The organism is Thermodesulfobium narugense DSM 14796, from assembly GCF_000212395.1.
GTDB classification, from domain to species: domain Bacteria; phylum Thermodesulfobiota; class Thermodesulfobiia; order Thermodesulfobiales; family Thermodesulfobiaceae; genus Thermodesulfobium; species Thermodesulfobium narugense.
Genome location: NC_015499.1, coordinates 940814 through 965551, shown reverse-complemented (window position 1 = coordinate 965551; position 24738 = coordinate 940814). Strand labels below are relative to the sequence as shown.

The 24738-nt window shown below is 29.8% G+C and carries 25 protein-coding genes; 20 read left to right on the top strand and 5 right to left on the bottom strand.

The window, feature by feature from the left end; all coding sequences use genetic code 11:
- Positions 1-11: 11 nt before the first annotated feature.
- The 13 genes from rph to THENA_RS04865 all read left to right on the top strand — a co-directional run bounded on the left by rph (position 12) and on the right by THENA_RS04865 (position 12110).
- Positions 12-737 (top strand): ribonuclease PH, encoded by a 726-nt coding sequence (gene rph / locus THENA_RS04925; RefSeq protein ID WP_013756318.1) that lies wholly within the window; start codon positions 12-14, stop codon positions 735-737.
- Positions 738-756: 19 nt separating this feature from the next.
- Positions 757-1371 carry an MBL fold metallo-hydrolase gene (locus THENA_RS04920; RefSeq protein ID WP_013756317.1) on the top strand — a complete coding sequence of 205 codons (615 nt, stop codon included), beginning with the start codon at positions 757-759 and terminating at the stop codon, positions 1369-1371.
- A gap of 32 nt (positions 1372-1403) precedes the next feature.
- Complete coding sequence (locus tag THENA_RS04915) at positions 1404-2606, top strand: molybdopterin molybdotransferase MoeA (RefSeq protein ID WP_013756316.1); 1203 nt, start codon at positions 1404-1406, stop codon at positions 2604-2606.
- A gap of 53 nt (positions 2607-2659) precedes the next feature.
- Positions 2660-4564: a molybdopterin biosynthesis protein gene (locus THENA_RS04910; RefSeq protein WP_013756315.1), complete on the top strand. Its 1905-nt coding sequence runs from the start codon at positions 2660-2662 to the stop codon at positions 4562-4564.
- Between the two features lie 2 nt (positions 4565-4566).
- Positions 4567-5541, top strand: coding sequence for a GTP 3',8-cyclase MoaA (moaA, locus tag THENA_RS04905; protein ID WP_013756314.1), 975 nt, complete (start codon positions 4567-4569; stop codon positions 5539-5541).
- Between the two features lies 1 nt (position 5542).
- A complete protein-coding gene (moaC, locus tag THENA_RS04900; protein ID WP_013756313.1) occupies positions 5543-6007 on the top strand; it encodes a cyclic pyranopterin monophosphate synthase MoaC in 465 nt (154 codons plus the stop codon).
- Positions 6008-6038: 31 nt separating this feature from the next.
- Positions 6039-6536, top strand: coding sequence for a MogA/MoaB family molybdenum cofactor biosynthesis protein (locus THENA_RS04895; RefSeq protein ID WP_013756312.1), 498 nt, complete (start codon positions 6039-6041; stop codon positions 6534-6536).
- Positions 6523-7665 carry a molybdopterin-binding protein gene (locus tag THENA_RS04890; RefSeq protein ID WP_013756311.1) on the top strand — a complete coding sequence of 381 codons (1143 nt, stop codon included), beginning with the start codon at positions 6523-6525 and terminating at the stop codon, positions 7663-7665. Before THENA_RS04895 ends, THENA_RS04890 begins: the two co-directional genes overlap by 14 nt.
- 196 nt (positions 7666-7861) lie before the next feature.
- On the top strand, positions 7862-8836 hold the full coding sequence (locus tag THENA_RS04885; RefSeq protein WP_013756310.1) for an AMIN domain-containing protein: 975 nt from the start codon (positions 7862-7864) through the stop codon (positions 8834-8836).
- Between the two features lie 50 nt (positions 8837-8886).
- The gene (gene pyrF / locus THENA_RS04880) at positions 8887-9585 is read left to right on the top strand and encodes an orotidine-5'-phosphate decarboxylase (RefSeq protein ID WP_013756309.1); all 699 of its coding nucleotides are present in this window, start codon (positions 8887-8889) and stop codon (positions 9583-9585) included.
- Positions 9582-10199, top strand: coding sequence for a phosphoribosyltransferase family protein (locus tag THENA_RS04875; RefSeq protein WP_013756308.1), 618 nt, complete (start codon positions 9582-9584; stop codon positions 10197-10199). The genes pyrF and THENA_RS04875 overlap by 4 nt, the downstream gene beginning before the upstream one ends.
- The gene (locus THENA_RS04870) at positions 10196-11446 is read left to right on the top strand and encodes a histidine kinase dimerization/phosphoacceptor domain -containing protein (RefSeq protein ID WP_013756307.1); all 1251 of its coding nucleotides are present in this window, start codon (positions 10196-10198) and stop codon (positions 11444-11446) included. Before THENA_RS04875 ends, THENA_RS04870 begins: the two co-directional genes overlap by 4 nt.
- Positions 11447-11480: 34 nt before the next feature.
- Complete coding sequence (locus tag THENA_RS04865) at positions 11481-12110, top strand: ANTAR domain-containing response regulator (protein ID WP_013756306.1); 630 nt, start codon at positions 11481-11483, stop codon at positions 12108-12110.
- Here THENA_RS04865 and THENA_RS04860 read toward each other — a convergent pair.
- Positions 12097-13146: a hypothetical protein gene (locus THENA_RS04860; protein WP_013756305.1), complete on the bottom strand. Its 1050-nt coding sequence runs from the start codon at positions 13144-13146 to the stop codon at positions 12097-12099. The genes THENA_RS04865 and THENA_RS04860 overlap by 14 nt on opposite strands.
- A 125-nt stretch (positions 13147-13271) precedes the next feature.
- Between THENA_RS04860 and THENA_RS04855 the strand changes: the two genes are divergently transcribed.
- The 3 genes from THENA_RS04855 (at position 13272) to THENA_RS04845 (ending at position 15375) form a co-directional block, all read left to right on the top strand.
- Positions 13272-14042 (top strand): inositol monophosphatase family protein, encoded by a 771-nt coding sequence (locus THENA_RS04855; protein WP_013756304.1) that lies wholly within the window; start codon positions 13272-13274, stop codon positions 14040-14042.
- A gap of 230 nt (positions 14043-14272) precedes the next feature.
- Positions 14273-14845, top strand: a complete 573-nt coding sequence (locus THENA_RS04850; protein ID WP_041437940.1) for a hypothetical protein — start codon at positions 14273-14275, stop codon at positions 14843-14845.
- Positions 14846-14979: 134 nt separating this feature from the next.
- On the top strand, positions 14980-15375 hold the full coding sequence (locus THENA_RS04845) for a hypothetical protein (RefSeq protein ID WP_013756302.1): 396 nt from the start codon (positions 14980-14982) through the stop codon (positions 15373-15375).
- A 47-nt stretch (positions 15376-15422) separates the two neighbouring features.
- Here THENA_RS04845 and THENA_RS04840 read toward each other — a convergent pair whose 3' ends face one another.
- Positions 15423-17264, bottom strand: a complete 1842-nt coding sequence (locus THENA_RS04840) for an aldehyde ferredoxin oxidoreductase family protein (RefSeq protein ID WP_013756301.1) — start codon at positions 17262-17264, stop codon at positions 15423-15425.
- A gap of 243 nt (positions 17265-17507) precedes the next feature.
- On the opposite strand from THENA_RS04840, the gene THENA_RS04835 reads away from it, so the two are divergent.
- Genes THENA_RS04835 through THENA_RS04825 form a run of 3 tightly spaced genes read left to right on the top strand, consistent with a single transcriptional unit; the run spans position 17508 to position 21151 of the window.
- Positions 17508-19532: an LUD domain-containing protein gene (locus THENA_RS04835; RefSeq protein ID WP_013756300.1), complete on the top strand. Its 2025-nt coding sequence runs from the start codon at positions 17508-17510 to the stop codon at positions 19530-19532.
- Between the two features lies 1 nt (position 19533).
- Complete coding sequence (locus THENA_RS04830; protein ID WP_013756299.1) at positions 19534-19953, top strand: LUD domain-containing protein; 420 nt, start codon at positions 19534-19536, stop codon at positions 19951-19953.
- 10 nt (positions 19954-19963) lie between these two features.
- Positions 19964-21151 carry an MFS transporter gene (locus tag THENA_RS04825; protein ID WP_013756298.1) on the top strand — a complete coding sequence of 396 codons (1188 nt, stop codon included), beginning with the start codon at positions 19964-19966 and terminating at the stop codon, positions 21149-21151.
- A gap of 13 nt (positions 21152-21164) precedes the next feature.
- Here THENA_RS04825 and chrA read toward each other — a convergent pair whose 3' ends face one another.
- Positions 21165-22367 carry a chromate efflux transporter gene (gene chrA / locus THENA_RS04820; protein WP_013756297.1) on the bottom strand — a complete coding sequence of 401 codons (1203 nt, stop codon included), beginning with the start codon at positions 22365-22367 and terminating at the stop codon, positions 21165-21167.
- A 214-nt stretch (positions 22368-22581) separates the two neighbouring features.
- Positions 22582-22947 (bottom strand): ArsR/SmtB family transcription factor, encoded by a 366-nt coding sequence (locus THENA_RS04815; RefSeq protein ID WP_013756296.1) that lies wholly within the window; start codon positions 22945-22947, stop codon positions 22582-22584.
- Between the two features lie 209 nt (positions 22948-23156).
- On the opposite strand from THENA_RS04815, the gene THENA_RS04810 reads away from it, so the two are divergent.
- The gene (locus tag THENA_RS04810) at positions 23157-23369 is read left to right on the top strand and encodes a hypothetical protein (protein WP_013756295.1); all 213 of its coding nucleotides are present in this window, start codon (positions 23157-23159) and stop codon (positions 23367-23369) included.
- Between the two features lie 536 nt (positions 23370-23905).
- Here the strand turns inward: THENA_RS04810 and THENA_RS04805 are convergent.
- Complete coding sequence (locus THENA_RS04805; RefSeq protein ID WP_013756294.1) at positions 23906-24703, bottom strand: hypothetical protein; 798 nt, start codon at positions 24701-24703, stop codon at positions 23906-23908.
- Positions 24704-24738: the final 35 nt, after the last annotated feature.

Below are 24738 nucleotides of genomic sequence, written 5' to 3'. Positions count from 1 at the left end.
AGTGTTTAAAAATTAGACTTGATAAGTCAAGAAAAAATGATGAATTAAGACATATTGAAATTATTAAGGATTTTTTAATCTATCCTGAAGGGAGTGTTTTGATCTCTTTTGGTAATACTAAAGTTATTTGTAATGCTTCTGTCGAGGATAAAGTTCCACCTTTTTTAAAAGGTTCTGGCAGCGGATGGATTACTAGTGAGTATAGTATGATACCTCGAGCTACACAAGATAGAAATGTTAGAGAGAGCACTTCTGGTAAAATTTCTGGCAGAAATCAAGAAATTCAAAGGATAATAGGCAGATCACTAAGAAGCGCTGTAGATCTAAGTCTTCTTGGCGAAAGGACAATATATATAGATGCAGAAGTAATTCAAGCTGATGCAGGTACAAGATGTGCTAGTATAACAGGTGGTTTTGTTGCTCTTGTACTTGCATTAAGAAAATTAAAAGAATATGGGTTAATAAAAACTAGTCCACTAAAATATTATGTAGCAGCTGTTTCTGTTGCAGTTTTAAACGATGAAGTTATATTAGACCCAAACTTTGAAGAAGACGTGATTGCTGATGTAGATCTTAATATAATTGCTAACGAAAACAGAGAAATTATAGAAATTCAAGGAACTGCTGAGAAAAAACCATTTTCCAAAGAGAAGTTGAACGAGATACTTTATATTGCTTATAGTGGGATAGAAAAGATAATAGCCATACAAAAGAAAGTATTAAAGCTTACACGTTAAGATTGAAATTGAGGTGTTAATGATGAAAATTAAAGCTCTCATGGTAGGGTTTATTGGTGCAAACTGTTATATTATTGAGTTTGATGACAAAAGCATAGCTCTTATTGATCCTGGTGACGAAGGCGAAAAGATTTTAAAAGAATTTGATGGTGGGAAATTAAAGTGGATTCTTTTGACTCACGGGCATGCAGACCACATTATGGCAGTAAATATGCTAAAAGAAAAATTTGATCCTAAAATTATTGCATCTATTAATGAAAAAGAGATTATTGAGAATCCTGAACTTAACCTTTCAAGGCAGTTTGGAATTTCTTACAGTGTTAAAGCTGACCTTTATATTCAAGAAGGTATAATCAAGTTAGACAATCATGATATAACAATACTAGAAACTCCTGGTCATACTCCTGGATCGGTTATTTATATAATAGGAAACTATATGTTTACAGGAGACACACTTTTTAAAGATTCAATTGGTAGAATGGATTTGCCTGGTGGAGATAAGGATTCTATGAAGAAAACTTTAAGAAGATTATCTGAAATAGAAGCTGATTATATTGTGCTACCTGGTCATGGTCCATCAACTTCTTTGAAACGTGAACAAAAAAATAACCCTTATTTCATTTCATTTCTATAGTGCCAAAGAATGTATAGGAAGTTGTAGAAAATATGATTAAATTTCTAAAACTGTCATCATATCAAAAAGCTTTAAGTTTTTGTGAACTTTTTTTACCCATTGAGGTTTATGAAGAAATAAATGTTTTTGAACTGAATAATAGAGTTTCTTTTGAAGATGTGTTTTCAAAGTTTTCTTTGCCAATGTCAAATAGGTCAAGTGTTGATGGTTTTGCGGTTTTTTCAGAAGAAACTTTTGGTTCAAGTGAAAATACTCCCGTATTGCTAAAACTTCAAGGTGAACAAAAAGTAAATGACCCGCCTATAGAAGTTAAGAAGGGTGGGTGTGTAAGGGTTGCTACTGGTAGTTCACTTCCAGATAATTCTGATGGTGTTGTAATGATAGAGAATGCGAAAATTTCTGGAGACTTTGTTGAAATATATAAACCAATTTCTTATTTTGAAAACGTATTAAAAAAAGGTGAAGATTTTAAGGAAGGAAGTGTTCTTGTAAACAAAGGAAAGAGGATTAATTTTAGGGATAGTGCACTTTTGGCTGCGGCAGGATTTGAAACAATAAAAGTTTATAGAAAACCAAGAGTAGCAATAATATCTACAGGTGATGAAATAATTTCTTATAAGGAAAAAATATCAGTTACTAAAATATACGACGCTAATGGACCATTAATTGCTAATGGGATAGGAAAATATGCTGAGGCGTTTTTCTTGGGTGTTGTAAAGGATAGTAAAAAAGATCTTGAAGAAAAGTTTGAATACGCAATAGAAAACTGTGATTGTATTTTTATTTCTGGGGGTAGTTCGGTTGGTGAAAGAGATTATATTGAAGAAGTAATAAAAAATTTTGGAGAAGTTATTTATCACGGTTTTCTTGTAAAACCAGGAAAACCACTTTTACTTGGCAAAAGGAATAATATTCCAATTATAGGTTTTCCTGGTCATCCATTGCCTGTAATGATTCACCTTAATCTTGTAGGAATTCCAGTTTTAAAAAAACTTGGTGGAGATAAGAATTACTATCCAAAATCTAATAAAGGAATTTTAGGCGATCCTGTTTTTTCTATTCCTGGTAGAGTTGATTTGATTATGGGCTATAGAAAAGATAATCTTATAATTCCTTTGTTAAGTAAATCTGATTATATTTCTTTGGCAGCTAAATCAGAGTTTATTATTAAAATTCCTGAAGATAGAGAAATTATTTTAGAAGGTGAAGAAGTAGAAATATATCTTTGGGATTGAATTAAGAAACTCTTTTTAGAGTCATTATTTATAAATCTTTGAGGGGTGTTAATATGGCCAGAAAACTTTATAGAAAGCTTATGGATCCTAAAGATGCTCTTGAACTCTTGCTAAACGAGGTTAAATTTATAAACAAAAGTCCTATTGGTTCTGAAGAGATAAAAACAGCAAATGCAGGTGGTAGAATTGCGAGTAAGAATATTACGGCTAAAATTGCATGCCCGAACTTTCAGTCTTCTGCTATGGATGGGTATGCACTTATTGCAAAATCTACAAAAGAGGCGAGCGTTCATTCTCCGCTTAAGGTTAATAAAAATGAGTTTATTGAAGTTGATACAGGCGATTATGTTCCATATCCGTTTGATTGTGTGGTAATGGTAGAAAAAACTAAACAAAACTCAGACGGATCTATTACTATATTTGAAGCTATGCATCCTGGAGAAAATATAAGACTTATAGGAGAGGATTTTAATCCGGGAGAGATAGTTGTTTATGAGGGGCAAGAGATTTCTACTTTTGAAATTATGTCACTTCTGGCTACTGGGAATGATGTTGTAAGCGTAAATAAAAAACCTAAGGCTGTAATAATTGCAACAGGCGATGAAATTACAGATAGTTACGAAAATATAGATAAAAACATGTATTTTAATTTTAATGGACCTGCAATATCTTATTTTCTTAAGGAAAATAAAGCTTTAGTAGAAGAAACACCTATATTGCCAGACAATATTGAGGTTTTACAAGAATATTTAAACAAATATTCTGAATTTGATTTAATATTAATGATAGGCGGATCTTCGTTTGGTAGAGACGATTATACAGCTAGTATTTTAGAAAAAAATGGCAAGCTACTTGCACACGGTGTTTATCTAAGGCCTGGAAAACCAGTTATACTTGGTTCTATTAATAAATCAATTTTTATTGGTCTACCAGGCTATTCTGCTGCATGTGCAGTTGTTTTGGATTATTTTGTTAAACCAGTTTTAAACATGATGAGTGGGAAAGTAGAATTCACTAAAAAATTCCCTGTAAGTATTTACAAACCTTTAACCTCAAGTTCTGGAGAGGAAGAGAGAATACGAGGACAGGTAGCAAAGGTTAAAAGTAAAATGTATTTTTATCCTTTGACCAGGTCTTCTAGTTCGGTTTCTTCTTTATTGTATGCTGACGGTATTTGTATCTTGGAAAAGGGTATACAGGGAAGCAGCGAACAAGAAAGTTTTGATTTTATATTTTGGAAGAAAGAAGACCTTAGTGAAAATTCAATCGTAGTATTAGGCAGCAATGATCCACTTTTGCCTTATATCTCGTCAAAATTGTACAAAGACTTTAAATTAAGGATTGTTTCTTCACCTTCAGGAAGTTTGTCTGGCATAGTTTCTTTAAAAGATGGACTTTGCCACGTTGCAGCAACTCATTTATTTGATAGCGAGACTGAGGAATATAATATTCCATATATATTAAAATATTTTGATAAGGGTGATACAATATTATTAATGTTGGCATATAGACAACAGGGTATGATGGTAAAAAAGGGGAATCCTTTCAATGTAAATTGTCTTGAAGATATAGTGTCAAAAGGTCTAAGAATAGTTAATAGACAAAAGGGTGCTGGTACAAGAGTGCTTTTGGATTTTGAAATGAGTAAGTTGGGGATTAAACCGTCGCAAATTTTGGGATATGAGAATGAAGTTTTTACGCATTATGCTGCAGCTACGAGTATTCTTAGTTCAGTTGCAGATGTTGCATTTGGCATTCAATATATTGCTGATTTTTTGGGGTTAGATTTTATTCCCTGGAAAAAAGAAAATTTTGAACTTTGTATTTGTAAAGATAACTTAAGCGATCCAAAAATTTTAGCTTTGATCGATTTGATAAAGAGCAAATCCTTCATTGATAAGAATTTAAATTTTAGCGGTTATGATTTTTCTGATACGGGTAAAATAAGGGAGGTATAAAGTTGACGGATTTATATGGAAGAAATATAGATTATGCTAGAATTTCAGTTACTGATAGGTGCAATTATAGATGCGTTTATTGTATGCCTGAAGAAGGGGTAAATTTCATTCCGCATAAAGAAATTTTAAGTTTTGAGGAAATTGTTAGGATTATAAAAATTTTAAAGGAACTTGGTATAAAAAAAATAAGATTAACAGGTGGCGAACCTTTGGTAAGAAAAAACATAGTTGAGCTTGTTGGAAAGATAACAAAAATTGGCCTGGATGACGTGTCTCTTACCACTAATGGCTCTCTTTTAAAGATATATGCTGAAGATTTGTTTAAATCAGGGCTAAGAAGATTAAATATTAGCCTTGATACCTTAAATTGTGAAAGATTTGCAAATATTACCAGGAAAGGTACTCTTATAGACGTTTTAGAGGGGATAGAAAAAGCTATTGCGGTAGGTTTTAATCCTGTAAAGTTAAATGTAGTTGTTATGAAAGGCATCAACGATCAAGATGATCTGATTGCTCTTGCAAATCTTACGATAGATAAAGAGATACACGTAAGATTTATTGAAATTATGCCCATTGGGGATAATGATCAAAAAGATAAGTTTATAAGCTGTGAAGAAATAAAAGACAATATATCAAAATTTTTTAAACTTGAAAGTACTAAAGGCCCTTTTGGAAATGGACCAGCAGAATATTACAAGCTTAAAAACTCAAAAGGTACTATAGGCTTTATTTCACCGCTTAGCAAACACTTTTGTGCAAAATGTAATAGAATAAGGATTACATCAGATGGGATGATAAGGCTTTGTTTGTTTTCTGATGTTGAGTATAATTTGAAAGAGAGACTTAGATCAAATTTAACTGATGATGAAATAAAAAAATTTATTTTAGAAACTTTGTCATTTAAACCAAAGGGTCATCCATATATTCAAAAAGCAAGAGAAATTTATCACAGAAATATGTCTGCTATTGGAGGGTAAAGTGTTTACTCATTTAGATGATAAAGGAAAGGCTCATATGGTAGATATAGGAGAAAAGATCGATACCGTAAGAGAGGCTAAAGCTCAAGCCTTTATTAGATTGTCTGAAAAAACTCTTAATATGATTAAGGATCAAAGTATTCCAAAAGGCGATATATTTTCTACTTCGAGAGTTGCTGGGATTTTGGCTGCAAAGAGAACGTGGGAGCTAATTCCATTAACGCATCCAATACCAATTAATCAAATTAATATAGATTTTGAGATTAAAGATAACGGGATTTTAATATTTTCTCAAGTAAAGACTAATTTTAAAACAGGGGTAGAGATGGAGGCATTGGTAGCAGTTAATTTAGCGGCATTAACTATTTATGATATGATAAAAGCTGTTGAGAGAGGAGCTATTATTGAAGACGTCAAATTATTGTATAAATCTGGTGGCAAATCTGGTACATATGAATATACCTAAAATTAATAAAAACTTTTTTGAGGTGTAAGTTATGGATAAAAAAGTTACATTTGCTGTGATAACGCTATCTGATTCTGGGTATAAAGGGGAAAGGGAAGACCTTAGTGGGAAAAAAATTATCGAAATTTGTAAAGAGAAGGGTTTTTTGCTTTCTTGTTATGAAATTTTGCCAGATGAAAAGAGTTTGTTAATAGAAAAGTTAATTGAACTTTCTAATCAGAAAATAAACCTAATTCTTACAACTGGTGGAACTGGTTTTTCTGAAAGAGATATTACCCCTGAAGCTACTAAAAAAGTTATTGAAAAAGAAATACCTGGAATTCCTGAAGCTATGAGAAATCTTAGTCTTAAGAAAACAAATAGAGCAATGCTTACAAGAGGAGTATGTGGTATTAGAAAGAAAACAATAATTTTAAATTTGCCCGGTAGTGCAAAAGCAGTAGAGGAGTGTTTAAGCTTTGTTATTGATCCTCTTGAACACGGAATTAATATTTTAATGGGATGGGATAGAAATTGTGCAAGAACGTGAGGAAAAAAAAAGAAACTATTCAGAAATAGTTGAAGAACTTTTAAAATATTTGCCACCTCTTGGTTCACAAGAAGTTTTGTCTTCTGATTGTGTAGGAGAAATATTGTTTGAGGACATAATTTTGAAAGAAAACTACCCAAAATATTTTGTCAGTAAATATGATGGATATTTATGCAAAGGTAATCCTCCATTTAAATTAATTAAGGAAATTTATCCAAAAGATGAGTTGAGTTTCTTTATAGATGATGGTTATTGTGTATTTCTTGCTACTGGTTCCTCTGTAATGGAATTAAATGATGATTTGAAATTTTTTAAGATAGAAGAAGTAAATATTGAAGACAATTTTGTATTCCCCATAGCTGATGATACTAAAAATAATTGGATAAATCCAGGAAGTGAGCTAGCCTCAGGTGAAAAAATTTTTTCAAGAGGCAGAAAAATCTCTTATAAAGATAGATTTGCTTTAGAACTTTTAGGTATTAGATTTGTTAGAGTTTTTAAAAGATTAAAATTAAGCATAATTAATACTGGAACTGAATTAGTCAATAAAAGTGATGAACTTAACGTTATACCTTTATCAAGTTGGATAATTTCTCCTATAGCACAATTTGATGGTTTTAATGTAATTCATTCAGGACCAATTGCTGACGAAGTAACTCTTTTAGAAGAGGTCTTAGAAGAAAACTTGAATAGCGATATTATTCTTTTTATTGGGTCAACAGGTAAGGGAAAAAGAGATCTTATTAGAAAGGTTTTAAATAAAAGAGCTAATCCAATATTTGAGACTTTTAATACTCCTTTGGGTAAAAATAGTTATGCTTATTTGTGTGAAAAAAAAATTATTTTAGGCTTTTCAGGAATTGTACAGGCAAGTGTCGCCCTTTATTATTTAATTTTACGAAATTTGATATTTAAGCAAAGAGAACTACAAGTAGAAAATTTAGTTGATTTTTGTGATATTTTAGAAAAACCTGAAAATGGAAGAAGTTTTTGGTATAAAAATGAGAATATTGAAAATGGCAAATTTATTTTAAAAAAGTGTAATTTTTTAAATTCTGAATTCATAGGTTTTTATTTTGATGAAAAGTTATACATACAAAGAACATGTTTTTTCAATCAGGTTTTTTAATGTCATAGACAGTCAAAATGATATAATATTTTAGGTCAACTTTATCTCAAAAGAATTTTTTCAAATATTCTGGACGACAATCTTTTAATTATTTTTTATTTATGGGGTGAGATTGAAATGAAATTTTTTTAGTTTTTTAGTTTTAATTTTTTTATTTACAAATATAGGAATTTCTTATGCTGATACGCTGCCAAAAGTGCAAAATATCTCTTATAAGACAACAGAAAATGGGGTAGAGGTTTTCGTCGATGTTAAGGGTAATCCAAATTTTAATTATTTTAGACTAGCTGATGGTAGAATTGTATTGGACATCGATAATTCGATTATTTCTAAGAAAGGCAATATTACGACGACATCTCCGATTGCAAAAGAGATTCATTTTGCTCAAAATACGCCTAATAAAGTTAGAGTGGTTATAGAAAGTGATAAAAATTATCCGTATATTGTATCTAAGGTATCTGATGGTTTAGAAGTTAATATAGGAAATTTTAAAATGATAAACAATGGCTCAGAGAATATTAATAAGAGTTCCCCTGTCCCTAATTTTCTAAGTAATTCTACTACATCGCAAAATTATAGAACAAACTTTATTGAAAGACAACCTGAAATTATTGGAAATACTGGCGCAAACAATCCAGGCAATCTTAGATCTAAATATGGAGGGTTTAATAGTTATAAAGATATAAATTCTGGTATATATGCTGCATACTACAATATTATTCGAAAGCCAGGTTATTATAATGGCGGAAATGAGTCAATAAAGAATATTATTTATACATGGGCGCCTCCCAGTGAAAATAATTCCTCCAGATATTTAAACGATGTTATAAGGTATTGCAATAGATCAGGTTTGAACATAAGTGCAGATACGAATTTTTCTAGTCTCTCACTTGAACAGCAAGAAATAGTTTTATGCGCAATATTTAATGAAGAGGGAAATAGAGACTGGATAAATACAACTAAAAATTTGTCTGAACAGCAAAAAATAGCTTTGATTAACAATTCTATTGTAGAATATTCTTCTCCAAATTACATTGCATCTAACTCTCAAGAATCACAGCATAACGTGTCAAACCCTACAATTGAAGGAAGTAAAACTAAAGAATCTGCAGAAGGAATAGATAAGGTATTAGGTAAAACAATTGTTGGAATACTTCGAGCTATCTTTTAAATTCCATATAAACTAAGTGGACTACAATAAGCACACTGGATGGTGATAAATTGGAATCAAATGTAATAGTTGCACTTGATCTAGAAGATTTAAGAGAAATAGAAGAAAGAGTTAAAGAACTCTCATCTTTAACAAAGTGGTTTAAAATAGGCTATCAAATGATTTCTTCTATTGGCATAAAAGAATCTGTAAGAATTGTAAAATCCTTTGAGTGTAATGTATTTCTAGATATGAAATTGTATGATATTCCTAATACGGTAAGTAAAGCTATTAAAAATCTTACGAAGCTAGATATTGATATGATTACTATACACGTTAGTGGCGGTCCAAAAATGATAAAAGAAGCTTTAAACAGCGTTGATAACAAAAGTAAAGTCGAACTTTTAGGGGTAACTCTTTTAACTAGTTTTTCTGAAGAAGAAGCAAAAAAAATTTATAATCAAGAAGATACTATTGATATTGTAAAAAAATTTGTAAGAATTGGTTATGATGCTGGACTAAGAGGTTTTGTGTGTAGCCCTCATGAGTTAAAACCCTTAAAAAAGGAATTTCCTGATTGCTACTTTGTTGTACCGGGGATAAGGCCATCATGGAGTTTCAAATATGATCAAGAGAGATTTGCAACACCATATGAAGCAAAATTAAATGGTGCAACATATATTGTAGTTGGTCGACCTGTGATAAAACCAGGTAACAATTTAAAACCAACAGATGCCCTAAAATCTATTATTGAGGAGTTCAGTAAATGAGTGAGAACAACGAAGTATTAGTTTTTTTAAAAAAACATAACGCAATTGTTTATGGACATTTTTTATACACATCTGGTAAACATGGTGAAGTTTATATTAATAAAGATGCTATCTATATAAAACCGAAAGTCGTTTCAGAACTTTGTCTGAAGATGTCAATGATGGTAAAAGATATAGATTTTGAGGTTGTTTGTGCGCCTACAATTGGTGGGGTAATACTTTCACAATGGATTGCTTATCACAGTTCAAATTTAAAAAACACTGAGATATTGTCTGTATTTTCTGAAGAGGTAAACGGGAGAAGAGTTTTAAAAAGAGGCTATGACAAGGTTGTTGAAAATAAAAAAATTTTAGTAGTCGATGACATCCTTACTACAGGTTCATCGATAAAAAAGGTAATTAATGCAGTAAGAGATTGTAAAGGAATTGTTCAGGGCAGTGTCTGCTTGGTAAATAGAGGCCAAGTAAAAGCCAAAGATATAGACTCGCCCTTTTTGACAAGCCTTTTAAGTATTGATTTTAAATCATATGAACCTGAAGAATGTCCTTTATGTAAAAGAAATATTCCTATTAATACTGACCTTGGTAAGGGTAAGAAATTGCAAAATTTATGATATCAAATGAAAAGTGGAGATTTAAATTTATATCAAATGTTTTTAATGTTGAAGTTTTTTTGATAAGTTTTTCTGGCGAAAATACTTATAATATCGAAACAATCATAAATAATAAGGAAACAATTACAATATCAAAAAAATTTTTAGACTTTGCAAAAAAAAATCGTTACAAAGACTATGTGTTGCCTTTTTTTTATAAAGAAAAAGGCAACACATATTTTGAAGAATATTACTATTTGGATTACAGTACATATATTATGTTCAAATTTAACACAAAAAATACACCAAATTTTAAAGAATTTAATGAGTTTAAAAATACTCTTATTCTTGAATCTCTTAATTCTAACCCATGTAAAAATCTTTTTGAAAGTGATTTTTCGTCTGAAGATGGAATTGTTATTTTAGATGAGAATGCAAATGAATTGTATGCTTCCTCTAATGCAAAACTAATTTGTACAAAGGCTACAAATGTTATTGATTTTTACAATAGAGGTATTTGGAAAGAATTTCTTTCAAAAAGTAAATTTATAAGCCCAAAATTTTTTACAAAAACTCTTAAAAATGAAAATTATATAGCGAAGTTAGACTTTTACCCAATTTTTAGGGAAAATAAATTGAAATATTTTGTTATAGTCGTAAGGGACCTATCAAAAAAATTATTACTTGAAGTTGAAAAACAAAAACAATTAAATACAATGAAAGAAATTAATCATATGATTAAAAATAATCTTCAAATAATTAAAAGTATATTAAATATAAAGTCACGAAGATTATCCGATAGAGAACTTATTGATGATATTTCAATAAAACTTGAATGCTTGGCAAAGGTACACGAACAATTAATCAAACTTTCTGAGGAGGTCTCTCTTAAGACGCTATTAGAGAACTTGTTTAAAGTTATAACTAATTCTGGAAAAGAGAAGTTGTACGTTTATGGTGATCTTATAGGTGAGTATCAAAAAATATTACTATTAATACTTGCGCTCATCGAACTAATGCAAAATTCAGTAAAACATGCATTTTTAACAGAAGAACAATCTAAGATATTTATCTCAATAGTTAAAAGTTTTGAAAAAATTAGAATTACCTATCAAGATTTTGGCGAATTTAAAGCTGAAGAGCCTGCTTCTAAGGGACACGGCAGTGACCTTGTAAAGGCCCTTTTAATTGATGGTTTGAATGCTTCTTTTACTCGGCTATCTACAAAAAAGGGATCTTTGTTTGAAATTATCTTAGAAAACTTTTGATATAATTTTTAAATAAAAGTTTTGGAGGTAAAGCTTGAAAGGTGATATTAAGCAGTCAACTAAAGGTAAAAATCAAATAAGAGTTTTTATTGCTGACGATGAATTTCTGATTAGACTGGATATGAAGGAAGAATTAGAAAAAGAGGGTTTCGAGGTTATTGGAGAAGCTAAAGATGGTGCTCAGGCATTTTCTGAAATAATAAGATTAAGGCCTGATGTAAGCATTGTAGATATTATGATGCCACACATGGACGGTTTAAAGTTGGCTGAGAAGTTGAAAAATGAAAATTTGGGCGCTGTTGTTTTCTTGACTGCTTATAACAATAAAGATTTTATAGAAAGAGCATCTAAAATTGGCGCTTTTTCTTACTTACTAAAACCATATAGAATTAGCGAACTGAAGAGCGCTATTCTCTTAGCATTTGAAAGATACAAAGATAATAAAATTTTAAAAGAAAAAAATTTTGAGCTTGAAGAGTCAATTAAAACGAAAAATTCGCTATATCGTGCAAAACTATTTATAATAGAACAAACTCGCTTGAGCGAAAACGAGATACACAAAAGGATGCAAGAATACTCAATGAAAAATAGAATTTCTTTAAAAGAGCTTTCTGAGTTGATTTTAAAAACTAAGAGTATACCTGAGGAGATCAAAAATCCTTAAATATTTTTGGATTTACTTCATAACCAATTTCATAAAGATCAGAACCAATTTCTTCCTGATTAGGATGATATCTTAAGCTTGAGAATTTATTTATTAGTTTTATGATAATTAAATTTGATAACCAGATATAACCGGTAGAAATAATAAAAATAAAAAGAACACCAAATCCACTTATTAAGCTAAAAATAATTATTAAAGAAATAAGACTTATTGCAACTGGCACTGTAAGAAAAAGCGGGTCATCAAACAAAAATTTTATTTCTACTTTGTTTTGTATATATATATTTATAAATGATATTATAAACGTTAAAGCCAAAACAACATATGGTGGACTAATTAAATTACTAGCTACAGTAAATATCATAAATGAAAAAAGTGATGAGATTAAAATTAAGGGATCTATTTTTTTTGCGATAAAGATAGAAGATAGTGAACTAGCTAAAATTGATAAAGAAAAATTTGAAAAAACAAATTGTAACCAATGGGGATCAAATTCCTGAAAGAAGTTTATTATAGAAAATATGAAAGTCAATGAACCAAAATAAATAAATATTATATTATTTCCAGGTATTGCCATGGGCCTTCCATCCTTTGTAAATCTTCCAATACGTGGTCCAATAAACTGACTAACAGAAAGACTGGATATTGAAGAGTATAGTGCTACCAAGAAAATGAAAGTGAAATGATCCGACTGATAAATGCTGAATATTTTTAAGAATAATAAAAATAAAAAAGAATAAAATGGATAAATCAATAAGGCTTGAAATATTGAATATACTAAAATAATCTTTATTGAAGTTTTTTCAATGAACTGAGTTATGATTATTGATTGCGCTAATAATGAAAATATAAAATATATAACGTTAATTTGTAAGTTTAATATGTAAAAAAAAGCTAAAGGCAGAAAGTTTAAAGCACTTAAAATAAGAAAAGTAGTAATTAGAGTTAATACGTTTTTTATTCTTATAGAACCAATCGCTAAAATTTGAAATCCAAGAAAAGCTATTAAAAATGATATAAAGTTAAAGTAATTCATAATAATATTTTATAACAATTTTGTGAAAAATTCTGATTTGCTTGTTGCTTACTGTTGCATTTTAAAAGAAAAATTTTAAAACTGAGTTATAATAGTTCCTAAAATTGTTTATAAGGAGCATAAATTTGGAAAAAAGAATAGAAGTAATTAAAAAATGCGCGTTAGAGGCGGGCGAAATTTTAAAATATTATTATTCAAATGAATTAAATACAAGGTTTAAGGGCAAGATCGATATGGTTACTGATGCTGACATTGCTTCTCAAGAAAAAATTGTAAGTATTATAAAATCTGAATTCCCACTCGACGAAATAATAGCCGAAGAGAATTCGAAAAATACTTATAATCTTGACTCCACATGGGTTATCGATCCTTTGGATGGAACAACGAATTTCGTTCATAGACTTCCATGGTTTGCTATATCTATTGCTTATATAAAAAATAACGAAATAAAAGTTGGTTTAGTTTATGTACCATTGTTAAATGAACTTTTTCTTGCTGTTAAAGGCGAGGGCGCATTTCTTAATGAAAAAAGAATTTCTGTAAGTAAAGAAGATAAGCTGGAAAGAAGCCTTGTTGGCACAGGATTTCCTTATTCAATTCATGAAAATTATGAAAAGATACTCAGTAGATTTAAAAACGTTGTAATAAATGTAAGAGGGATTAGAAGACCAGGTGCTGCTGCACAAGATCTGGCTTATGTTGCATGTGGTAGATTGGATGCTTTTTATGAAGATGGATTAAAGCCTTGGGATGTTGCTGCTGGAATACTTTTGGTTAGTGAAGCTGGGGGAAAAGTAACAGACTATAATGGTAACGAATATATAATTGGACAATCTGATCAGATATTAGCTTCAAATTTTTTGTTACACGACAAAGTTAAAAAACTTTTATCTTAAAAATTGGGAGGGTTAATATGAGATCTAAAGTAATAGTTATCCTTTGCAGCACTGATGAACAGGTAATCAGAACTTGAATAATGTATAGAACTCATTTATGTTGGTGAAACTTTATCAAATCTAATTAACGAGGGTTGTGTTCCAAAGAATTATTATTAAAAATTTTTATATGTTATATTCTTTATAATTTTTTTTAAAAAAATTATTAAAATACTAAGGGGATGATAGGTTTGGGTTTTATCTTAAATAGAAGGGTGCTTAAGAATATATTCTTTATCATTTTTTTTTATTACTTTAACTTAACTCTTATTCAATCTTTTTCTTATGCATCAAATGAAAATTTTGGCATGTGGCAAAATATAAAAGTTCAAACCTATAATTACAATGCATTTTTGCCCAAGACACTCTTTACATTTCTTTTAAAAAATGACGTGCCATACGATAAAGCAGTTGAAATGGTTGGGATAGCTGGGGCGGAGAGTAATTATAATCCAAATATTATTATAGATAATCCAAATGGCGGAATACTTCTAAGTTCTGGTAGGGCTTCTTTGCCTGAATATTCTGTAGGCTTGTTTCAAATTAATTTATTAGCTCATGGTAAAACTTTGTGCAAAGTTTTTGGCATATGTAACTGGAACGATCAGGTTAGTTGGCTATTAGATCCTTATAATAATGCAAAATTTGCAATTTATATTTCAGGAAACGGACAAAATTTTTCACCGTGGAGCACTTATCGTGATGGCAAATATATAACATATGCAGAACAATTTTATAAAACTTATAATCTATCTGAACACTAGATTACTAAAATAGAAAAAGAGTTACATGTTACTTACTTTGCTCTAAAATTAAATTTTTATAATGATTTATTAAATTGACTTAAGGTAGTGTATTCTTCTAAGATTTTTCTCAAAGGAGGGTTTGAAATAAAGAAGTGTTTTTATTATTAAAAAGGCCTAAGGTACTCTCGATTTTATTACTTTTTATAATTCTTTTTGTTTCACAAGCAAGGTGGGAATATGTCGGTTCAAATTTTTCTAACAATGAATTTGTAAGATATAAGATAGATAGATTTACAGATTTCAAATATGTAGAGGTTTTTAGCAGTACAGGTAGTGGAGATAGACCTGCTTATAATGAGTTTTCTCAATATTCTATATATAAAACTGCTGAAAATATTGAAAATATAGAAGAAACAATTATTAGAATTCTGTTAATTTTTGATATAATCTGGATAATTATAGTTTGGTGTATATTACCATTTATTTATTTTGTTAAAAATAAAATTTTAAAAATTAATTTAGATTCTAAAACAATACCCCCAGATTAACATGTTTAAGTTGGGGGTATTGTTAGTTTTATCGGATTATTATTAAATTAATCATTACAAAAATAATTCATATCAAGCCTATCTAGTTCTAATCTTTTTATTGTTTCAGGCAAAATTTTGCCATTTTCATCAAGACCTCTTAATTTATAATAGTTATCAAGGTGTTTTTCAAAATCGTAAACAGCCTTACCTTTACGAGGACCAGTTTCTGCAGCTTTGAAAAATCTTTCTGGAAGAGTGTCATCATTTCTGTCAAATCCATAATTGTTGTTTATCATCCTTTGCAAGATAAAAATCCTTTCAGAAGTCTTCATTAATTCTTCAATATTTGTATCCCATCCAGTTACTAGATTGACACCTTTTACCATATCGTCTGCTGTTAAATTTCCAAAGAGATGGAAAAAGCAAATTGTAAGGGAGTTTAATAGACATGAGAGATCTTGTGATCTAATAGCAAGCAATTCTTTATTTTCCATGCTATCAAGTGACGTTTTAATTTCAGTTCCGAATTGATTAAGAACCCCAGCTCTTTCTCCTACATGAGAAGCGCCTCTTTGGTGACATGCACCTCTGTTGCCAGTAGCATAATTTATAGATAGAGAATAAAAAGCTCTAGGATCATGTGCAGGTATATCCAGATTTTTTACTGTTACGTTAAACGATTCTGGCATATTGAAAGCATTTATCAGATATTTTGAGCCTTCAGAAATAATTTTTCCTATTCCTCTTTTTTGGCAAGTTAAGTTTATTAAATTTACTAAAGTTTCAGCATCACCCCATTTTGGTATGAATCCTATATCTTTTTGCTTAATATACCCTGCTTCATATCCTTCTATAACAGTAGCTATTAGATTTCCCATTGTGATGGTATCAATGCCATATCTGTTTGACAGATCATTTGCAGCACACACTGTATCAAGATCTTTTATATCTAAATTTGTTCCAAATAAGGCAAGAGTTTCGTATTCTGGTCCTATTCCTTTATAACCTGTTGGTGATTCTACGTATCTGTGACATCCAATTACACAACCAAAACAGTACCTACTCTTTGCATTAAGATATTCAGTATATCTTGGAGCAGCAAGTGCTTTTGCTCCTTCTTCCCATTCATCTTTAAGCCAATGATGAATAGGTACATCTCCAAGCCTTTCAATAGCAGCCATTACAGCTGGAGTTCCCTCACCGTTAAATACATTTGCCCTTTTTAGTTTTTCAAATAAATTCTTTCTAAATTCGGCAAGTTTTTTGTTATCGTACACCTTACACATTTCGCCCTGAGCCACTACAATAGCTTTTAGATTTTTTGAGCCCATAACAGCTCCGGCTCCACCCCTTCCACCAAAACCGTGCGCATTGCTCACAACACAAGCAAATTTAACGAGGTTTTCTCCTGCTTGACCTATTGTAATGGTTGAAACGTTCTTTCCTTTATACTTTTCTATAAGCATCTCATGGGTTTGGTATGCATCTAAACCCCACAGTGAATTTGCGTCAACAGTTTCGATATTATCTTGAGATATATATAAATAAATTGGCTTATCTGCTTTGTTTTGTATTACAATTGCATCTAGTCCCGCTGACTTTAAGTGAACAGAAAAGCTGCTTCCTGCTGAAGTATCAGAAAAAGTCCCTGTAAGTGGGGATCTACACATTACAGAAATCTTTCCACACCCGGGCAACATTCCCGCCTGCCAGGGACCTGATGCTATTACAATTACATTCTCTTCTGAAAGAGGATCTGTTTCCCTTTTAACAAAATTGTTTATGAAGTAAGCACCAAATCCACTTCCGCCAAGAAATTTCTTATAGAAATCTTCATTAAAATGTTTTATTGTAGTCTTTCTTTCCTTAAGATCTACAAATGCAATTTTTCCGTTATTTCCAAACACAATCTTCACCCCTTTTGTATGTTATAAATATTATTATATTATTTTTATAAAATTTTACAAAAAAAAATCTTGATTATTTTAATTAATTTTGTGTAATAAAAATGTATTTAAAAAATTATTTCTACTAATAGACTTTAAAAAGTGAAGTGACTTCTTGAAAGAGTATATTCTAAATTATTACAAAATAAAGTTTTTTTCACTATAATATTTCTATATATTTTTTAAATATTAGAGGTAAAAAATTTGGGAAAAAGAGAAGAAATATTTTCTAACGATCAATTTCTTCAAAATGCACTTAATAGAGCAGAAAAAAGTTATTTTGAAAAAAGAAGGAAATTAGAAAAAATTTTTGATTTTGATAAATTTAAAGATGAAATAAGAGATATTAAAGAAAAGAATATTAAAAATTTAGAAGAAAATATTTTATTTCTCTTAAATAATCTTAGATCGAAAGGTTTTAAAGTCTTTTTTGCAAAAGATTCTAGAGAAGTGCTTAATTTTCTTTACAATATACTTAAAGAAAAAAATATCAAAAAGGTTGTAAAATCAAAGTCACTAACTACTGAAGAAATAAATCTAAATACCTTTCTTGAAAAAAACAATATTGTGCCTGTTGAGACAGATCTGGGGGAGTGGCTAGTTCAGTTAAATAACGAAAAGGCTACTCATATGACAGCTCCTGCAATCCATATGTCAAAGGAAAAGATTGTAAGCCTTTTAAAAGAGAAGTTTAACGTTAACCTCAAGCTTGACATAAAAGAAATGGTTGATTTTTGTAAAAAAGAAATAAATAAAGAGTTTGATAATACAAACTGTGGAATTTTTGGGGCTAATGCCGTCACACGAGATGGGACGTTTTTCATAGTAAGCAATGAAGGAAATATTCAGCATGTTTTGAACCATGATATAAATATCTGTATTGTAGGCATTGACAAAATTGTAGAAGATATAGATGAAGCTTTTAAAATTGTCTCTTTTTTGCCAAAAAATGCTACGGGTCAGGTTATTACTTCCTGGATAGACGTTTTTACAAAGCCTCCAGGGGATGAATTTTTCATAATAATTCTTGACAATAACCGTTCAAAAATTGCCAAAGATGAAAAGTTTAGTAAGGTCTTAAACTGTATTAAATGTGGTGCATGTCAAATGGCATGCCCGGTTTACACTACTGTGGGCGGTCAGTTGTTTAGAGGTAATACCTATGCTGGTCCAATTGGCATACTGCTTTCTTATATGGAAAATTACGAAAAGATGAATGAATTGTCTTTTTTGTGTTTAGGATGTATGGCTTGTGATGAAGTATGTTCGTCTAAAATTCCTATTCAATCACTGATATTAGAAATAAAATCAAAATATGAGAAAAATAATATTATTAAAAAATTTGTAATTAAAAGCATGAGAAATTACAGATTATTAAGAGCTCTTATATCATTTGCAAGTCCATACTTTAAAGATGGTATAAAGATAAGAAGATTCAAATTTTTAAGAGATGAATTTGGACTAAGTTTTAGAACTCTTCCAGCCATTAATAATGAATCATTTGACACAATAAAAACTAAATCTTCAAAAATTGGATTATTTGCAGGTTGCTCTACTAATATATTTTATTATAATTTAGGTAAAGATTTAATTCATCTATCCAATTTTTTAAATATTGACATAAAAGTTATAAATCAAAGCTCTTGCTGCGGGGCAGCTGCCCTTTACAATGGCTTAAAAACTGATGCAATAATTCAAGCGCAGAAGACGCTTAATGACATTGAAAAGTTTGACAAAATTTTATTTCTTGATCCTCACTGCGCACACATGGTTCAAAGAGATTACTCTGAATTTTTTAACATAGATCTATCGAATAGAGTAGTGGATGCTGGATTTTATCTTGTAGGATTTTTAAAAAATAAAGAGTATAAATTTACTCCTTTAAATAAAGTCGTAACCTATCATTATCCTTGTCATCTTTCAAGAGGCATGAATCAAGCCTTGCAAATTGAAAATTTTATAAAGGAAAAAGAAGAAAAATTTTCTGAATTAAATGAAAAGGATAGATGTTGTGGCTTTGCAGGAACATATTCTATCATGCACAAGCACATTTCCAATAAACTAGTACAGAGAAAAATAGACAATATTATTAAGTCAAATTCAGAAGTTTTAATTACCTCTTGTCCAGGGTGTATGATGCAAATATCAGGAGCCCTGGATGTTATGAATAACAGAAATATTAAAGTAGTACACTTTATATCATATCTAAAAAATATTTTGGGAGCCTAAATTGATAGAAAAATTTATAGAAATAGCGAATCTAAATGGTGTTGAAGTAAAAGTTGTTAAGAATATAGACTTTTTAAATGAATATGGTCTAAATATTCTTTTAGATTATGATTCTAATAAGAACGTTGGATTTGTAAAAGCTCAATCAGGTGCGACCGAGAGCGCAAGTCTGGTCATCAATATTTCAAAACGTGAAAAACTAAAATCTATATTAACCTCAAAAACTCTTTATATTTCTGTTGAAAACTCTGTTTTGAGAACTACACTAAGCGAAGCATATTTTTTAGCAAAACAAAAATGCAAGGATGAATATATGCTATTTATTTCTGGAGAGAGCAAAACTGCAGATATAGAGAAAACATTGGTTAGTGGCGTTCAAGGACCTGAAAAAATTGTATTTTTAATAATCGACAATGGTTGAAGATATTTAAGTGATTAATAATTTGAATTTTTCAAAGTCTCAAATAGTTGTTTTATTAATACTTTGGTTAGCATTTCTTTTTTCCTTTGTGGACAGGCTTACGTGGGCTCCAGTCATTCCTCTTGCTGCTAAAGCACTTTCGCTAAATGCTAAAGAAGCAGGGAGTTATATGAGCGCATTTTATTTTGGCTACATATTGACTCAACTTCCCGGCGGATATCTGGCCGATAGATTCGGATATAGAAAAGTTTTACTTTATTCCTTTTTCATAATGGGTTTTTTTACTATATTAATGGGCACAGTCGGAAGTTTTTGGCAAGGGTTTTTTTATAGAATATTCGCTGGTATGGGTTCAGGAGCTATATTTTCTGCCTGTGTAAAGGGGATATTTGATTGGTTTTCTGAAAAAAATAGATATACTGCTATGGGTTTTTTTATGACCGCATCCTCTGTTGGAGTTTTCCTGGTAAACATTTTTGTGCCCACAATAGCAAAATTTCATGGATGGAACGCTTCATTTTATGTCGCAGGAATACTGCCAATTATTACGTTCTTATTTGCATACTTTTTTCTTCATGAGAACAGCTCTTCAAATGAGACAAAATCAATGTTGAGCTTTGTTTGTGACATAAAGATCCTTTTTAAAAATAAAGAATTTATGCTAACGGGTTTAGCTGGTTTTTTTGCAATGTGGGCTACATGGGGTACAGCTACTTGGGCTAACTCATATTTAAATAGGGGATTAGGGCTTACTCTGATAGAGGCAGGCTTTTTTATGTCTATTTTTGGAATAGCTGCACTAATATGTAAGCCTATTGCTGGAATAGTAACCGATATTACTGGTTGGAAGAAAAAGAATATTATATTTTTTATGTTAATTTTATTTTTTATTTCTTTGGTCGTTTTTGGATTAAATAGAAGCATCTTTGCACTGCATTTTCTTGTACCTATACTTGGAATTCTCGCCTTTGTCTACAGTCCTGTGATGAACACCTTTGTAGGGGAACTGGTAGATAAAAGAAATATTGGCATTGCAATGGGCTTAATAAATGCAATATGGCAGCTTGGATCGCTAATTTCACCACTTGCTGTTGGAATCGTGCTTGATTTAACACACAATTATTTTTATGCATTTTTAACTCTTGGAATTGGTCCACTGTTAGGATCTATTATTATGTTGTTGGCATCGAATAAATAGTAGATTATACTGCTTAATGAATTAAGCAATTATTACAAAGCAAATTTAAACACCAATACGTTATTCCTGTGCATATAATTACCCAAATAGTTCTAAACTTGCTAAACCTTAAGAGTCCTAAAGTTAATAATGCGACAATAATTGACGCTACATTGACAAGAGCACTCTTTGCAATACTAATTACCACTAAAGCCATTATGCCAGTAAAGGCAGCCATCATACCTCTGATAGCTGCCTTTACAATTTTATTATTTTCAATTTTTTTATGAATTTCAGCAGTTGCTATAACCAAAAAAAATGAAGGAAGAAAAATTCCTAGTGTAGCTACAATTGCACCGATAATTGATGCAACTTTGTAACCTATGAAAGTTGCTGTGATTAGAATAGGACCTGGCGTCATCTGACCCATAGCTATTCCAACCATAAAGTCGTTCATGCTAACCCAGTGGTAATTGTTTACTACTTCTTGTTGAATCAGAGGAATCATGGTGAATCCATTACCAAAAACAAATGCGCCAGTGCTGAAAAAAACCCATCCTAACTTGAATAATACAGGATTATATGATAAAAGATATATACAAATTATAAGCGTTATCGCAAGTATTATAAGTTTTTCAATAGAAAATTTAGTTTTATTTACTTGACCTGAATTTATTGTAGAAATATCTTTTTTCATTACAGGATGGTATATTACAATGCCAGCAATTGCTGATATTATTAATACGATAAAAATATTTTGATATATTAACATATCAAGAAATACTGCTAATGCTATTAAAATTCCCTTCCAATCTTTTATTGCAGATTTACCTATTTCAATAACAGTGTTGACAACTAGGCCAACAATTACCACCACTATGATTTTGAAAAAGATATTAATTTCTGATAGCGAACCGTATGTAAAGTATGTATATGAAAGTAGTAACATAGTAAAAAATGGAGTTATAAGAAGACCTATAAAGCTTGCAATTGCTCCCAAAACCCCTTTTAATCTATAGCCAATATAAACAGTAAGGGAAACAAATGTCGCTCCTGGCAAAATCTGTCCTAATGCTAATCCATTTAAGAATTCTTCTTCGTTAATCCACTTTAAATTTTTAACAAGGCGTTTTTTAGTTTCTGAAGCCATCGCGGGGCCAAATCCAACACTGCCTATTATAAAATATTGTAAAAAAATCTGCCATAGTGAGATAGATTTTTTCTCTCTTGATTGCACTATATTTATCTCCTTATAGATTGTATTACACTAAATTTGCTTTCGTTTAAATCATATTAATTTTTACTTAATCATATTAATTTTTACTTAATCATATTAATTTTTACTTAATTATATAAGATATTTTTAAAATATGCAACTGCGCCATTAAAAGTCCTTTAATTAGAAAAGGAAGGTAAATTTTGAATTATTTTTGCGTTTTTTAAAAATAAATTTATTTTTTAAATTGCTTTTTTCGTTCAGAAAATTTAAAATCGCATTTACACGGAGTTTTTTCATCTAAAGATTCACGAGAACAAAAATTTTTATTATTTTTAGGTAAATCGGCAAATTTACTTAAAGTTTCTGCCATCTTGCGAATTACATTTCTTTCTACAATGTAATGTGTCCAATAACCTCTTTTTTCTCCTTTTACAATTCCAGCTTTTCGAAGTATTTGTAAGTGCTGTGAAACAGCAGCAGATGATATATTCAATTTGCTAGCTAATGCTCCCACGCAATAGTCATTTTGCAATAGAAGTTCAATGATCTTAAATCTTGTCTCATCGCTTAATATTTTAAATATTTCAATAATTTCCAAAAAATATCACCGCTTATCTATATAAGTATTCTCTTAACAATATATTACCGAAAAAGATCTAAAAATACAACAAATTTTAATTTTTTCTTTTACATTCAAAATTTAAGATTAGTTAATTCGTGATAAAATTTTAAAATTATATTAGTAAGCCTTTTAAAATATTGAAATATATTTTTGCTACAGATTAAATAAAAAAGAGGAGATTTAGCGTGGATAAAGTTTTCGAAGCGGGCAAGATGTTAAAGGCTTTAGATTTTATATACGATAAGGCGCTCACAGGTGTGGCCAACTTTAATACCGCTGAAGATCTAGCAAATAGTTATTTAAGAAAGCATTCAGATAAAATCAAGGCTGCAAATTCTTTGGTTAATAATCAAGTGAAAATTCTTGTCGATATAGGAACTCACGATGACGTTAATTAAATAGAGAAGAAGAGTTTATAAAAGTGCTGGAAAAGATGTGATAAAATAGATTATTTAAACTCTCCTTTTTTAAGTTTAGTTAATTAAACTTTTTATAAACTTTTATGTGTTTACGGTAACGTACAAAATTTTCTGTAAAAGGGAAATGATTATCAATAAAGAAATATAAAAGATCATCGTTTTCATTTACTTATAAAATATTTATAAGCAAAAAGGGTAATGCTCCAGTAAGAAAGAAAAAATAATAAGCCACCTAATGATATTAGTAAAACATTCTAAAAAATCATCCAAAAATTTAGGCTCACATTTGAGCTAATTATATACTTAGACATATAAAACATCAAAAAATATTTTTCATTTGATCTAAAGCGAAATTTCAGCGTTTTTAAAGATAAATGGCTTTCTTAAGCAATTCTGATAAGCAAAAAATAAATTTTATTCAGATTCTTCCAAGATATTCAGAATTTTTAAATATTCAATTCAGAATAGACGTGCCTATAAAAAATTTTTCATTTTAGTTTACATAAGATACATTATCAGCAATTCAAAACAACCTTTTGAACTGAATACCTCGCATGAGAAATTATTTGAGCTCCAAATCTAATGGCAATTTTATCAGTCGAAAAGGATGCAAAAAAAGGAGAAAATCTATCAGAATATGATTTAACTGATTCAGTCGTTGCTAAAAATATTTTTTCAGGAATTATAAAATATCCAATATTGTTTGGACACAATGGTTCATGAAGAATTAAAAGTATATCATGATAAATACTATCAAACCCAATATTTTTAATATCTGGATTATATGATCTGTTGTCTCTTGATGGTAAAGAATTAATGAATAAATTAAAGAAGTTAGTGCCTAAAAATAAATATGATGGATAAATATCATTAATTTCTTCAAACTTTTTTGCAGCATTCATAACATTTGGTACTGTCAATTCATAATCAATGAAAATTGGTTCATATGAGTACTTATCAAAGTTATTAATATTCTTAGGAAAAGCTGTATAATAAACTTCATCCAATATACTTTTTATAAAAATTTTTGAAAATTGTTTTACTTGTGAATAGCATCTTGATTGTTCTTTTTTTATTAAGCTGTTAAATGACATATCATCTAGTATTTCGTAATCTTCTTTTAATAATTTTGTAGTGTAAATATCATCTAAATAAAGTTTATTCCCTTCAATGTTAGTAATTCCTTGGAAAAACTTAATGTTTTTTAATAACAAATAGAATAAAGGGCTAGATTGTAAGCAAGTTTTGAAAGATCTCTTAACAAAATAATCATTTATTATATTTAACATTTCATCGTAAAAATTTTTATTCATATTTTTAATTTTATATTAAATTTTTATTTTTGTAA